The sequence below is a fragment of the Qipengyuania sp. NPDC077410 genome, assembly GCF_044543405.1.
In the GTDB taxonomy this organism is placed as follows: domain Bacteria; phylum Pseudomonadota; class Alphaproteobacteria; order Sphingomonadales; family Sphingomonadaceae; genus Qipengyuania; species Qipengyuania pacifica.
The window spans coordinates 590,158-602,483 of record NZ_JBITWB010000001.1 but is presented as its reverse complement, the minus strand read 5'-3'; the positions used below and the strand labels follow the sequence as shown (position 1 = coordinate 602,483).

Annotated in this window: 14 protein-coding genes; 6 read left to right on the top strand and 8 right to left on the bottom strand. The window is 64.8% G+C overall.

The window, feature by feature from the left end; all coding sequences use genetic code 11:
* Positions 1–58: 58 nt before the first annotated feature.
* Positions 59–346, bottom strand: coding sequence for a hypothetical protein (locus tag ACIGGE_RS02995; protein ID WP_103023984.1), 288 nt, complete (start codon positions 344–346; stop codon positions 59–61).
* Positions 347–463: 117 nt separating this feature from the next.
* Between ACIGGE_RS02995 and recQ the strand changes: the two genes are divergently transcribed.
* From recQ to ACIGGE_RS02970, 5 genes are all read left to right on the top strand, one after another.
* On the top strand, positions 464–2,233 hold the full coding sequence (gene recQ / locus ACIGGE_RS02990) for a DNA helicase RecQ (RefSeq protein ID WP_397489387.1): 1,770 nt from the start codon (positions 464–466) through the stop codon (positions 2,231–2,233).
* A 73-nt stretch (positions 2,234–2,306) separates the two neighbouring features.
* The gene (locus tag ACIGGE_RS02985) at positions 2,307–3,221 is read left to right on the top strand and encodes an SPFH domain-containing protein (RefSeq protein ID WP_234003177.1); all 915 of its coding nucleotides are present in this window, start codon (positions 2,307–2,309) and stop codon (positions 3,219–3,221) included.
* A 22-nt stretch (positions 3,222–3,243) separates the two neighbouring features.
* Complete coding sequence (locus ACIGGE_RS02980; protein WP_196847124.1) at positions 3,244–3,435, top strand: toxin-antitoxin system HicB family antitoxin; 192 nt, start codon at positions 3,244–3,246, stop codon at positions 3,433–3,435.
* A 1-nt stretch (position 3,436) separates the two neighbouring features.
* Positions 3,437–3,694, top strand: a complete 258-nt coding sequence (locus ACIGGE_RS02975) for a hypothetical protein (protein WP_397489386.1) — start codon at positions 3,437–3,439, stop codon at positions 3,692–3,694.
* Positions 3,695–3,725: 31 nt separating this feature from the next.
* A complete protein-coding gene (locus tag ACIGGE_RS02970; protein ID WP_234003178.1) occupies positions 3,726–4,742 on the top strand; it encodes a right-handed parallel beta-helix repeat-containing protein in 1,017 nt (338 codons plus the stop codon).
* A 22-nt stretch (positions 4,743–4,764) separates the two neighbouring features.
* Here the strand turns inward: ACIGGE_RS02970 and ribA are convergent, their stop codons facing one another.
* Together ribA and xth are read right to left on the bottom strand one after the other, a co-directional pair.
* Entirely contained in the window at positions 4,765–5,871 is a 1,107-nt protein-coding gene (ribA, locus tag ACIGGE_RS02965; RefSeq protein ID WP_397489921.1) for a GTP cyclohydrolase II, read from the bottom strand.
* Complete coding sequence (xth, locus tag ACIGGE_RS02960; protein ID WP_397489385.1) at positions 5,820–6,611, bottom strand: exodeoxyribonuclease III; 792 nt, start codon at positions 6,609–6,611, stop codon at positions 5,820–5,822. The genes ribA and xth overlap by 52 nt, the downstream gene beginning before the upstream one ends.
* Before the next feature lie 102 nt (positions 6,612–6,713).
* Between xth and ACIGGE_RS02955 the strand changes: the two genes are divergently transcribed.
* A complete protein-coding gene (locus ACIGGE_RS02955) occupies positions 6,714–8,144 on the top strand; it encodes an alkaline phosphatase (protein ID WP_397489384.1) in 1,431 nt (476 codons plus the stop codon).
* 237 nt (positions 8,145–8,381) lie between these two features.
* Here the strand turns inward: ACIGGE_RS02955 and ACIGGE_RS02950 are convergent, their stop codons facing one another.
* From ACIGGE_RS02950 to pabB, 5 genes are all read right to left on the bottom strand, one after another.
* Positions 8,382–9,044: an outer membrane lipoprotein carrier protein LolA gene (locus tag ACIGGE_RS02950; RefSeq protein WP_103023991.1), complete on the bottom strand. Its 663-nt coding sequence runs from the start codon at positions 9,042–9,044 to the stop codon at positions 8,382–8,384.
* A 74-nt stretch (positions 9,045–9,118) separates the two neighbouring features.
* On the bottom strand, positions 9,119–9,286 hold the full coding sequence (gene rpmG / locus ACIGGE_RS02945; RefSeq protein ID WP_103023992.1) for a 50S ribosomal protein L33: 168 nt from the start codon (positions 9,284–9,286) through the stop codon (positions 9,119–9,121).
* A 142-nt stretch (positions 9,287–9,428) separates the two neighbouring features.
* Positions 9,429–9,833, bottom strand: a complete 405-nt coding sequence (gene arfB / locus ACIGGE_RS02940; RefSeq protein WP_103023993.1) for an alternative ribosome rescue aminoacyl-tRNA hydrolase ArfB — start codon at positions 9,831–9,833, stop codon at positions 9,429–9,431.
* Entirely contained in the window at positions 9,834–10,496 is a 663-nt protein-coding gene (locus ACIGGE_RS02935) for an RluA family pseudouridine synthase (RefSeq protein WP_397489383.1), read from the bottom strand.
* On the bottom strand, positions 10,493–12,304 hold the full coding sequence (gene pabB, locus ACIGGE_RS02930) for an aminodeoxychorismate synthase component I (protein ID WP_397489382.1): 1,812 nt from the start codon (positions 12,302–12,304) through the stop codon (positions 10,493–10,495). The genes ACIGGE_RS02935 and pabB overlap by 4 nt, the downstream gene beginning before the upstream one ends.
* Positions 12,305–12,326: the final 22 nt, after the last annotated feature.

Here is a 12,326-nt window from a genome sequence, read left to right as displayed (position 1 = left end):
AAAGGACGCTACGGCGCGGCTGGACGCGGGCGAGCCGGTTGGCCCGCCCGCATGCCGATCAGTTGCTGGAGTCTTCGGACATGGCATCCATGGCTGCGGCAGCGGTATCGGCTGCGCTGTCACCAGCTTCCTGGATCTGGACTTCTTCGCTGGGCGAGGTCACCTGCGGCGCGGGTTCGGTATTGGCGGCCGGATCGGCAACCGGCGTTTCCTCGATCCCGGTCAGAGCTTCGTCGGCGGGCATTTCGACGGTGTCGGCTTCGACTTCGGTCGAGGCATCTTCGGTGCTGCCGCAGGCAGCAAGGGCGATGGTTGCGGCAGCCGTCAGGGCGATACGGAATTTCATGATAAAGTCTCCTTCGTGGAATCTGGCTGGCGGTAAAGCGCAAGCGCGGCATGCGGGGCAAGGGGAAAATTGCCCGCCAGCGGTTGCGCTTGCTCCCGCGTCTGCCATCAGGCCCCGATGAGCGGGATCGCAGGCGCATATCAATCCTTGAAAGATGTCTTCGGCTTCGACGAATTTCGCGGTCGGCAGGAAGATGTCGTCACGCGCATCCTGGCTGGCGCATCGACGCTGGCGGTGATGCCGACCGGCGCGGGCAAATCGCTGACCTACCAGCTGCCCGCCGTGATGCTGCCGGGTACCTGCGTGGTGATCAGCCCGCTGATCGCGCTGATGCACGACCAGCTTCGCAGCGCGCGCGCCAATGGCATCCGCGCGGCCACGCTGACCAGCGCCGATGCCGACTGGCGCGAAACGCAGGATGCCTTCCGGGCCGGCGAGCTGGATCTTCTGTACGTCGCGCCGGAACGGGCGAGCCAGCCGGCCTTTCGCGAATTCCTGAGTTCTGCGCCGCTGTGCCTGTTCGCGATCGACGAGGCCCACTGCGTATCCGAATGGGGCCACGATTTCCGTCCCGATTACCGGATGCTGCGCGGCCTGATCGACGCTTTTCCGCAGGTGCCGCGTTTGGCGCTGACCGCGACGGCGGATCGCCAGACGCGCGCCGATGTCATGGCGCAGCTCGGCATAGCGGAGGACGGGCTGGTGCTGGCGGGGTTCGACCGGCCCAATATCCGTTATGCGATCCGCCATCGCGACAATCCGGTGCGGCAGCTGACCAATCTGATGGAAAGCGAGCCGGGGCCGGGGATCGTCTATGCCCAGACCCGGCGCAAGGTCGAGGATCTGGCGGACAAGCTGGCAGCGGCGACCGGGCGGGCCGTGCGGCCCTATCACGCAGGGCTGGATGCGCAGGTGCGCGCGGCGAACCAGAGCGCCTTCGTTGCCAGCGAGGACATGGTGATCGTGGCCACGGTCGCCTTCGGCATGGGGATCGACAAACCGGATGTGCGCTTCGTCGCCCATGTCGGCGTGCCCAAGTCCATCGAAGGCTATTACCAGGAAACGGGCCGTGCCGGCCGCGACGGCGATCCCAGTCAGGCGGTGATGTTCTGGGGGGCGGGGGATTTCGCCACCGCACGCCAGCGGCTGGCCGAGGTGGACGAGACGCGCCGAGCGGCAGAGCGGACGCGGCTCGACGCGCTGGCGGGACTGGTGGAGACGGCCGAATGCCGCAGGGCCGTGCTGCTGCGGCATTTCGGCGAACACCCGCCGGCAAGCTGCGGCAATTGCGACAATTGCCTGGAGCAGCCCGATGTCACCGATGCGACCGAACTGGCGCGCAAGCTGCTGTCGGCGGTCTATCGCACCGGGCAGAGCTTCGGCATGGGGCATCTGCAGAAGGTACTGACCGGAAGCGAGGACGAGCGGGTGCGCCAGCGCGGGCACGACCGGCTGAGCGTGTTCGGCATCGTCGAACCGGCAGAAGCCGTGATGCTGCAGCCGCTGTCCCGGGCCTTGCAGGCGCGCGGCGACCTGGTGGCCAACGAGCATGGCGGACTGGCGCTGGGCGGATCGGCCCGCGCCATCCTGAAGGGGGAAAGCGCGGTACAGATCGTGGTCCCGCCCAAGCGCAGGCGCGGGCGACGCGGCGACATGACGCCCAACCCGGTCGGGGATCCCCTGTTCGAGGCCCTGCGCGCCCTGCGCAAGGAACTGGCCGAGGACGCACAGGTGCCGCCCTATGTCATCTTCCACGATTCAACCTTGCGCGAGATGGCGGCGGCACGACCGACCACGCTCGACCAGCTTGGCCGGTTGCCGGGCATCGGCGCCAAGAAGCTGGAAGCCTATGGCGACCGCTTTCTGCGCGCAATCGAGCGCCATTGACGGGATCCGATTGACGGAATTCATCGGCTGATATAAATATGATATCATAATTATATCGAAGGAGTGATTCGTCATGTCGGTGGAATTCAAGGGGATGAATACGAGCACCGAGCGAGCGGGGTCGAGCTTCAGCGGCTATCCCATGCTGCTGTTCATTCTGGCCCTGCTGGTGCTGGTTGTCTGGAACGTGGCGGGGAACATCCCGCCGGACGGTGCGGCCAAGGCCGTGAAGCTGACCTTTGTCGGGCTGATCATCTTCCCGCTGCTGGTGCTGGCATTTCTGGCAGCCGGGTTCTTCATGATCCAGCCCAACCAGGCGACCGTGATTACCCTGTTCGGCGAATATCGCGGGACCGAACGGCGCGAAGGGCTGCGCTGGGTGTGGCCCTGGATGATGAAGAACAAGATGTCCGTTCGCGCGCACAACATCCATTCCGAACGGGTGAAGATCAACGATCTGCGCGGCAATCCCATCGAGATCGCCTGCAACGTGGTGTGGCGGGTGGCCGATACCGCGCAGGCGAGTTTCGACGTCGACGATTACAAGGAATTCGTGAACATCCAGATCGAGGCGGGACTGCGCACGGTCGGTTCGCGCCATCCCTATGACGATTTCGAAAACGAGGAAGTCACCTTGCGCGGCAGCGCCGATGTCATCAACCGCGAACTGCTGGAGGAGCTGAACGACCGGCTGAAAGTCGCCGGCATACTGGTGGACGAGGCGGGGCTTACGCATCTTGCCTATGCCAGCGAAATCGCCAGCGCCATGCTGAAACGCCAGCAGGCCGATGCGATCATCGCCGCGCGGGCCAAGATCGTGCTGGGCGCGGTGGGCATGGTGGAAGATGCCCTGATCAAGCTGTCGCAGGACAATATCGTCGAGATGGACGATGAACGCCGCGCCGCCATGGTCAGCAACCTCATGGTCGTGCTGTGCGGCGAAAAGGAAGCGCATCCCGTGGTGAACGCGGGCACGCTGTACCAGTAGGCGGACCGGGCGGAACGCTGTCATGAAGAAGAAGGCCTTTGCCCTGCGTCTCGACCCGGCAGTCCATGCCGCGGTCGAGCGCTTGGCCGCGGCCGAACTGCGCAGCGCGAATGCCCAGATCGAGATGCTGCTGCGCGAAGCGCTGGAGAAGCGCGGCATCGATGTCGGCGTCAGCAAGGCGCCGAGGCGCGGACGTCCGGCGAAGGAGGACTGACATGGACGAAGGCAGACCCTGGTTCGCGCAGAAGCGGTATGGGTATGGCGCAGGCCTGCCCATCGCCTGGCAGGGCTGGGCCGTGCTGGGGGCATGGTTTCTGGCCGTGCCGACCGGCATCGGGCTGGCCGCATGGGACGAGGACGTGGGCCTGATCGCGGGCCTTGCATTGATAGTTCCCGCAACCGCCGCGCTGATCTATGCAAGCGCGATCAAGACCCGCGGCGGATGGCGCTGGCGGTGGGGCGGCGACGAGTGACGCCGTTACCTAAGGGGGGTAACTTATCTCGATGTTAACCATCAAATCCTATGTCGGGACGATGATGTCTCCCTTTGTCTCGCCCGCTTCGCGTCTGCCACGCTGGCTCCTGGCCGCAGTCGGCGTTGCCGCGGTGGGGGCAATTCCGCTTGCTGCCCTGCTTGCCCAGGGCGGCGGCGCGAGCAGTTTTACCGTGCTCGAAACGGGCCGCGGATACGGATCGCTGCAGGAAGCGGTCGACGCGATCGGCGACCGCGAAGGCACCGTGATCATCGCCCCCGGCAACTGGAGCGAATGCGCGGTACAGAGCGAAGGCGTGGTCCATTTCCGTGCCGCCGAAGCGGGCAAGGCCCTGCTGGGCGGGCAGGCCTGCGAAGGCAAGGCGGCGCTGGTCCTGCGCGGCCGCGGGGCGACCGTCGACGGCCTGGTCTTCGCCGATCTGGCGGTGGACGACGGCAATGGTGCCGGTATCCGGCTGGAGCAAGGCCCGCTGCGCGTTTCGCAAAGCTGGTTCCGCGACAGCCAGCAGGGCATCCTCACCGCGAACGGCGTCGACAGCGAACTGGTGGTCGACAAATCGACCTTCACCCGCCTCGGCACATGCGAGAATTCGGCCGGATGTGCGCATTCGATCTATGCCGGCGATTACGGCACGGTCACGGTGACCCGCAGCCGGTTCGAACAGGGCACGGGCGGCCACTATCTCAAATCGCGCGCATCGCGCACCGTGGTGGAAGATTCCAGCTTCGACGATTCGCAGGGCCGCGCGACCAACTATCTCATCGACCTGCCCAATGGCGGCACCGGTTCGATCCGCGGCAACTGGTTCGTGCAGGGGCGCGACAAGGAAAACTGGTCGACCATGATCGCCGTGGGCGCGGAAGGCGCGAATTACAGTTCGAACGGTCTCGTCATTGCGGGCAACGAAGCGCGGCTGGTGCCGGGCCTGTCGCGCAACCCGGCCTTCGTGGCGGACTGGACGGGCGACGATATCGTCATGAGGGACAACCAGCTCGGCAGCGGCATCAGGGCGTTCGAGAAACGCTGATACTGCGCGCCCGCGCCGCTGGTCAGAGGAGATGTCCCGACCGGTCGCGCTTGGTGGCGAGGTAATCGGTATTGTGCGGATTGTCCGGCAGGGCATGCGGCACGCGCTCTGCGACATGGACGCCCTCTGCCTCGAGCGCGCGGACCTTGGCCGGATTGTTCGTCATCAGGCGGATCGTGTCGATCCCCAGCAGATCGAGCATGCGGGCCGCAGTGGGAAAATCGCGCGCTTCGTCCGGCAGGCCCAGCCGCGTGTTGGCATCGACCGTATCGAAGCCCTGGTCCTGGAGCCGATAGGCACGCAGCTTGTTGATGATGCCGATGCCGCGCCCTTCCTGACGCATGTACAGCAGCACGCCCCAGCCGCCCCTGCCGGCTTCTGCGGCCATGGCATGCAGGGCCGCATCTAGCTGCGGGCCGCAATCGCATTTGAGACTGCCGAGAATGTCGCCCGTCAGGCATTCGGAATGCAGGCGCACCAGCGGCGTGCGGTCCGCCGACTGTTCGCCGATGACGAGTGCGACATGCTCGCGCGTGTCGTCGGGACTGCGAAACGCGACGATGCGCGCATCTTCCGCCGCAGCCACCGGCAGGCGGGCCCGCGTCGCGATCTGCAGGCGGGATGCATCGGCGAATGCGGCCACATCGCCAGCCGAAAGCGATACGGCTTCACCCGCGCCCTGCGGATCGACCAGGAAGGCGGGAAGCACGCCGGCCATGCGGGCCAGTTCCAGCGCCGCCCTGGCCTGCGTTTCCCAGCCGAGCGGGAGGGCCTTGAACGGACCCTTAAGCGGGTTCTGCATGTCGAGCGCGGGATCGGCGACGGCAAGGGCCGCCGGCAGATCGAAGGCCTGCGCCCCGCGCATCAGCACCGGCTGGCGTGGTGCCGCCGCTTCGCGCTGGTTGGCCAGCTTCAGCGTGGTCGCACGCGTGGCGGAGATCAGCATCGCCTCGCCCGTCATTTCGCCAAAGGCGGTTTCGACGGGCTGCAACAGCGGTGCGCCCTCGATCGCCAGCGGCCAGCCATGGCGCAGCGCATCGACGGCCTGCGCAGCGCGGCGCGAAGGCGAGCCTGCGCTCAGAGCGCGAACTCCGTCACCAGCGGAACGTGGTCGGACGGTTTTTCCCAGTCGCGGGCATATTCGTGGACCGAGTGGCCGACAGCCTGTTTCGCCAGTTCGGGGCTCGCCCACATATGGTCGAGCCGGCGCCCGCGATCGTTCGTCTTCCAGTCTTTCGAGCGATAGCTCCACCAGCTGTAATAGCGATCGGGCGCCTTGATGTGTTCACGGCCGATATCGGACCAGCCGTGCGCGTCCATGAAGCGTTGCAGGCTTTCGACCTCGACCGGCGTATGACTGACCACCTTGAGCAATTGCTTGTGGTTCCACACATCGCTTTCGAGCGGGGCGATGTTGAAATCGCCGACGATCAGCGTGGGCCGGTCGATCGCGTCGGCCCAGCGGGTCATGCGTTCGAGAAAGTCGAGCTTCTGGCCGAACTTGTGGTTTACCTCCCGGTCGGGCTCGTCGCCGCCGGCAGGCACGTAGACGTTTTCCACGATCATGCCCTGATGTTCGGGCAGCTCCACCCCGACATGACGCGCTTCGCCATTGTCCTGCCAGTCGTAACGGGAAAATTCCCTGAGCGGCGTCTTCGATACGGTCGCCACGCCGTGATAGCCTTTCTGGCCGTGCACCGCGAAATGTTCGTACCCCAACGCGCGAAAGGCTTCGTAGGGGAACTGGTGTTCCTGACACTTGATCTCCTGCAGGCACAGGACGTCGGGCGCCTTCTCCTCGATGAAGCGCGCGACGATCGGCATCCGCAGACGAACCGAATTGATGTTCCAAGTAGCAACAGTGACCATGCGCAGCGAGGTAGGCGAGCGCCCCTTTTCCCGCAAGCGTCACACTTTTGTCTTGTGGGTCACTGATATACGACCTCACGAGTTTAATTTCGGAGATACTGCATGATGTTCCGTTCGTTCTGTCTGGCGACCTGCGCCGCCACGCTGGGCCTGGGTGGCTGCACCGCGACAGTCGCGCGGGATGCGCCGCAGGCCGCCGCCGCCCCAGTGGCGGCGAGCGAACAACGGGCCAAAAACGTCATCCTGTTCATCGGCGACGGCATGGGAATATCCACGGTTACCGCCGCGCGAATCTACGCCGGGCAGAAGCAGGGGCAGACGGGCGAGGAATATGTCCTGCCGTTCGAGAATTTCGATCATGTCGCGCTCGTAAAAACCTACAACAGCAATGCGCAGGTCCCCGACAGCGCCGGGACGGCCAGCGCCATGAACACGGGCGTGAAAACGAATATCGGCATGCTCGGCTTTGGCCCCGGGGCAACCCTTGGCGACTGTGCATCCGGCAAGGGGAACGAAGTGCCGCTGGTAAGCGAAGAGGCACGCGACAAGGGCAAGGCGCTCGGCATCGTCAGCACGGCCCGCATCACCCACGCCACCCCCGCAGCCGTCTATGCGCGCAGTGTCAGCCGGAACTGGGAAGGCGATTCGGAAATTCCCGAAGGCCAGCGCGGCCTCGGCTGCCTGGATATCGCCCGCCAACTTGTCGAGACGCCATTCGACGTCGCACTCGGAGGCGGGAGCGCGGCCTTCTTCGGTGAAGGCAAGGGCGGTCGCAGGCTCGATGCAGGCGCAGATCTTCCCGGAGAGTGGACGGCGAAGACCGGCGGAACCTTCGTTACGAGCATGGACGAAATGACCGCTGCACCCGCAGGAAAGCCGCTGCTGGGTCTTTTCTCACCCAGCCACATGACGTTCACGGCGGACCGCACGCCCGAAAGCACGGAGCCCACATTGACCGACATGACGGCCGCGGCCGTGGGCCGGCTGCGTGGCGATCCGCAAGGATATTACCTGATGGTCGAAAGCGGGCGGATCGATCACGGTCACCATGCGGGCCAAGCCGGTTACGCGCTTGAAGAGGCCGTGGAATTCGCCCGCGCCATTCAGTGGGCGATCGACAACACCGATCCCGAAGAAACGCTGATCCTGGTGACGGCGGATCACAGTCACGTGTTCACCATGGCGGGCTATCCCCGCCGGGGGAACGACATCCTCGGCCTGGTCGTGCCGCCCGCCGGTGGCGGGGAGGATGGCGATACGGGCGAAGGCCCCTCGCTCGCGGCCGATGGCACGCCCTATACGACGCTGGGCTATGGCAACGGCCCCGGGGCGATAAAGCCCGGCGGTCGCGAAATGCCGGAAACCGGCGTGGCCGCGCATCAGCAGGCTGCCATTCCCACCGGTTCGGAAACCCATGGCGGCGAGGATGTGGCGCTCTATGCCAATGGCCCGGGGGCGCAGAACGTGCGCGGAGTGATGGAGCAGAACCTGATCTACGATGTGATTCGCAAGGCCTTCGGCTGGGCCGACTGATCGGTGGATCGTCTACGGGGGACGCAAAAAACCCCCGCGCCGGGGGCATTGGCACGGGGGTTTCCTGTGAGCGTTCGTCACGCTTGGAACAAGATGAACTAGATGGAAGGGGTCAACAGGGGGGAAACCCGCTTCGCGTCATCTCGTGATTTGAAATCTAGGCGCGCCCCGCTTGCTGTTCAATGAACGCATAGGGGCGGGATGTCGCATAGATGACACCTTTCGCCGCTGATCCGTTTAACCCGGGCGACGGGATGATTGGCGCGGGTCACGGAAGGTGAACGCGCTGTCGGCTACCGACACGCCGTAACGCTGGTTCGACAGCCTGACGGTCGTACGGTGATTCTGCGAATCGAGCGCGACCCAGTGGGTCAGCTTCAGCCCGCCGGGCGCCGACGCATCGCGGGAAAAGATCAGGGTGATCACGCCGTATTCGGGGCGATTGGTATCGCGCACCTCGACACTGACGACGTCGGGATGGCTGGTAGGAACCAGCTTGCCGTATTTCTTGACGTCGCGACTCGGGTCGAGCAGCGCACCCAGGGGCGAATTGCTGACGGGCCAGCGCTGGACCTGATTGACCTCGTAATCGACCATGTACATCGACTTGCCGTTCGATACGACGAGCATGGGCACGCCCTTTTCGTATTCGAACCGGATCTTGCCGGGGCGCTTCAGCGTCATGACGCCGCGCACGGATTGGCCCGCACGGTCGGTCTGGACGAAATCGGCCTTCATGGTGGATATGCCGCGCAGGGCAGCGACCGCTTTGTCGAGGTCGCCTGCCGCGGCTTGTGCCGGGGCAGGGGCCAGGATGGCGGACGCGGGAAGCGCCGCAGCCAGCGATAAAGCCAGCGCGGCGCCGATCGATTTGTTCTTTTTAGAAGACAAGGTGCTCATGCTCCTGCGTTTAGATTTGGAGCATTGAACCATCACTGAACCCGGCTCGTTCCCGCGGTTCAGCTTGGCGCGCATTACTTGATCTTGGCTTCCTTGAACTCGACGTGCTTGCGCGCGACGGGATCGTACTTGCGGAAGGTGAACTTTTCCGTGTGGTTACGCGGGTTCTTCTTGGTCACGTAATAGAAGCCCGTGCCCTCGGTCGAGACGAGCTTGATCTTGACGGTTGCGGGCTTCGCCATGGCGTGTTCCTAAAGATCTTTCTGATGAGCCTGCCCAAAGCGGGCGAAAGGCCGAAATAATTATGGCGGCGCGTGCAGCACCGCCGTCCGGCGCGCCCATTGGGTGATTCACGGGTAAAAGTCAAGCGTCGTGGCTTGCCGGCTACCAGTCTACCTTGCCCCTGTTCGCCTTCACCGTCCCGCGAACCTTCTTCGCCTTCAGGCGCTTGACCTTGCCGACCCGGTTGACGCGGCTCTTGGCGCGTTTGCGCGGCGGGGTAAGCGCTTCTGACAGCAAACCGAGAAGCCGTTCGCGTGCCGCTTCGCGATTCTGGTCCTGCGTGCGGTATTCGTTGGCGGTCAGGACTATTTCGCCGCCTTTGGTCATTTTGCTGCCCGCAATGTCCTTGAGCCGTTCGAACGCTTCGGGCGGCATGCCCAGCTGGAAAACGTCGACACGCAGCTGGACTGCGGTCGCAACCTTGTTGACGTTCTGCCCGCCGGGACCGGAGGAGGCGATGAACTTCTCCTCCGCGATTTCGATAGCCTTGTCCGCTATGCGTCCCATTCAGTCCTGGCCGTCGACGAAGCCGAGCGCGGTAAAGTCGCGCGGCAACGGAGCCGTTGCGGCGATCGGGGGCTTGCCATCGCGGGGCACGCCGATCGCTGCGGCGTGAAGCATGGTGCGCGGTGCGCCCTTGCCGTTACCATATACCGGATCACCGAGCAGCGACATGCCAAGGCAAGCCTGGCAATGTACGCGAATCTGGTGCGTGCGCCCCGTTTCGGGCCGGAATTCGAGCAGCGCGTGGCCATCGATTTCGGCGAGAACGCGCCAGTGGGTGATCGAGGGCTTGCCCTTCTTCGCCGCGATCATGCGCCAGCCTTTTTCGGCGCTGCTGATCTTCGACAGGGACAGTTCGATCGTGCCCTCGCTGGTCGAGGGGACGCCTGCCAGTACGCCGAGGTAACGCTTTTCGACGAGCCGATCCTCGAAAGCCTTGGCGAATCGTTTCAGCGCCTTGGGATTGCGGGCCAGCAGCAGGCAGCCGCTGGTGTCCGTATCGATCCGGTGAACCGGCATGGGCGGGCGCTGAAAGCCGAGCTTGAGCTGTTCGAAATGGTCTTCAAGACTTGCCCCACCACGACGCGGACGTTCGATGGGGAGGCCGGCGGGCTTGTCGATTACCAGCGCTTCGCCGTCTTCGAACAGGATCGGAATATTGGTCATGTCTTGAGTTTCGCGTCCATCATCAGGCGCAGCGCATTGCCTAGGAAGAAGCCGTTTTCCAAGTCTTCTATATGTAATTCGGCTTCGCGCGCCTTACCTTCGTCCAGCAGGGTCTGCCGGAAAACGCCGGGTAGCAGGCCGAGATGGGCGGGCGGTGTCAGCAAGACCCCGTCTTCGCCGCGAACGAAAATGCTGGTGACGCAGCCTTCGGTAAGCAGCCCGTCCTCGCGCACGAACAAGGCTTCCTGCACGCCGTGCGCGCGGGCTACGCGCTGCCCTTCCTCGTAAAAGCTGCGATCCGTGGTCTTGTGTCGAAGGCGCCAGTCGCCGGGATCGACCGGGAGGGGAAGGACGATCGCCTGTGCCGGTTCCGGCCAGGCTTCGGGAACGTCGTGCGCTTCCAGCGAAATCGCACCCGATCGCGCCGCCAGCAGGCGGACCCTGCTGGGTTTCTCGAGCACGAAGCAGAGTGCGTGCATCTGGTTGCGGGCCTCGTGGCGGTCGAAGGAAAATCCCAACTCTGCCGCGCTGGCCTTCATCCGCATGAGGTGCGCCTCGAGCAGGGGGATGCCCTTGTCGGGGGTGAAACGCATGGTTTCGACCAGATCGAATTGCGCGGCGCGGTGTTCGGGCGAGGACGTGCGCGCGAAGGCACCCTTGAGCAAGGCCTCGCGCCATTCGCTGCGCGGTTCGCTGTCGGCGACGATCGCACCGCCCACGCCCAGCACGGCCTTGCCCCGGCCATTTTCGATTTCGGTCAGGCGCAGAGTGCGGATGGCCACGTTGAACGCCGCATCGCCATCTGCGCCGATACGACCGATCGCGCCGCAATAGGGCCCGCGCGCAGCGCGTTCGACCGCGTCGATCAATTCCATGGCGCGGATCTTGGGTGCCCCGGTGATCGAACCGCAGGGGAACAGGGCGCGCACCAGATCGACGGCGCTCTGGCCTTCATCCAGGCGTGCCCGAATGACGCTGACCATCTGGTGGACGGTGGGGTAGGTTTCGATTGCGAAGGGTTCGTCCACATGCACGCTGCCCGCCTGGGCAACGCGGGACAGATCGTTGCGCATGAGGTCCACGATCATCAGGTTCTCGGCCCGGTCCTTGACCGACCCGGCCAGCTCGGCCGCCATCGCCGCGTCCGATGCCGCATCGCTGCCGCGCGGGCGCGTGCCCTTCATCGGCTTGGCCTTCGCTTCGCGTCCCTTGAGCGAAATGAAAAGTTCGGGGCTCAGGCTCAGCAGCCAGTGCGATCCGTCGAAGATCACGCCGCCGTAGCCGGCCTGCGCTGCCGGGCGCAGCGCGGCGTAAAGGCCGACGGGATCGCCCGTGAAATTGCCGGCGAGCGGAAAGGTGAGGTTCGCCTGGTAGATATCGCCCGCCCGGATCGCTTCCTGCAGCGTGGCGAACGCCTTCTCGTAGCCGCCGGGTGAAAGCTGCGGATCGAGCGGTCCCACACTGCCGGGACCCTGCGCATGGGCGGCCAGCCAATCGGGCATGTCGGCGGCGGCAATGCGGGTAGGCGCGTCGAACAGGCCAAGCCAGACAAGCGGGCCGGCCGCCCCGCTGCGCGCATGGGCCAGCGGACGCAGCCTGTCTTCCAGCGCCAGCCCGGCTTCGTAAGCGATGAAACCGGCCAGCTCGCCGCCGGATTTGCGCGCTTGTTCCGCTGCGCAAAGGACGTCGGCAACTTCGTCCGGCCGATGGGCAACGAAGACTTGGCGCGGGTTTTCGAACAGCAAGGCATCTGCCGCACCGTGTTCGCGCGCATCGTCGAGCAGGACAAAGGGATGCCTCTCCGCCATCGGTGCCAGCCTTTACCCTATG

Excerpts from the sequence above, each read along its gene's own strand:
- recQ (WP_397489387.1), top strand. The coding sequence starts at position 464 with ATGAGCGGGATCGCAGGCGCATATCAATCCTTGAAAGATGTCTTCGGC.
- pabB (WP_397489382.1), bottom strand. The coding sequence starts at position 12,304 with ATGGCGGAGAGGCATCCCTTTGTCCTGCTCGACGATGCGCGCGAACAC.
- ACIGGE_RS02975 (WP_397489386.1), top strand. The coding sequence starts at position 3,437 with ATGGACGAAGGCAGACCCTGGTTCGCGCAGAAGCGGTATGGGTATGGC.
- ACIGGE_RS02955 (WP_397489384.1), top strand. The coding sequence starts at position 6,714 with ATGATGTTCCGTTCGTTCTGTCTGGCGACCTGCGCCGCCACGCTGGGC.
- ACIGGE_RS02980 (WP_196847124.1), top strand. The coding sequence starts at position 3,244 with ATGAAGAAGAAGGCCTTTGCCCTGCGTCTCGACCCGGCAGTCCATGCC.
- ACIGGE_RS02995 (WP_103023984.1), bottom strand. The coding sequence starts at position 346 with ATGAAATTCCGTATCGCCCTGACGGCTGCCGCAACCATCGCCCTTGCT.
- ACIGGE_RS02935 (WP_397489383.1), bottom strand. The coding sequence starts at position 10,496 with ATGACCAATATTCCGATCCTGTTCGAAGACGGCGAAGCGCTGGTAATC.
- ACIGGE_RS02970 (WP_234003178.1), top strand. The coding sequence starts at position 3,726 with ATGTTAACCATCAAATCCTATGTCGGGACGATGATGTCTCCCTTTGTC.
- arfB (WP_103023993.1), bottom strand. The coding sequence starts at position 9,833 with ATGGGACGCATAGCGGACAAGGCTATCGAAATCGCGGAGGAGAAGTTC.
- rpmG (WP_103023992.1), bottom strand. The coding sequence starts at position 9,286 with ATGGCGAAGCCCGCAACCGTCAAGATCAAGCTCGTCTCGACCGAGGGC.
- xth (WP_397489385.1), bottom strand. The coding sequence starts at position 6,611 with ATGGTCACTGTTGCTACTTGGAACATCAATTCGGTTCGTCTGCGGATG.
- ACIGGE_RS02950 (WP_103023991.1), bottom strand. The coding sequence starts at position 9,044 with ATGAGCACCTTGTCTTCTAAAAAGAACAAATCGATCGGCGCCGCGCTG.
- ACIGGE_RS02985 (WP_234003177.1), top strand. The coding sequence starts at position 2,307 with ATGTCGGTGGAATTCAAGGGGATGAATACGAGCACCGAGCGAGCGGGG.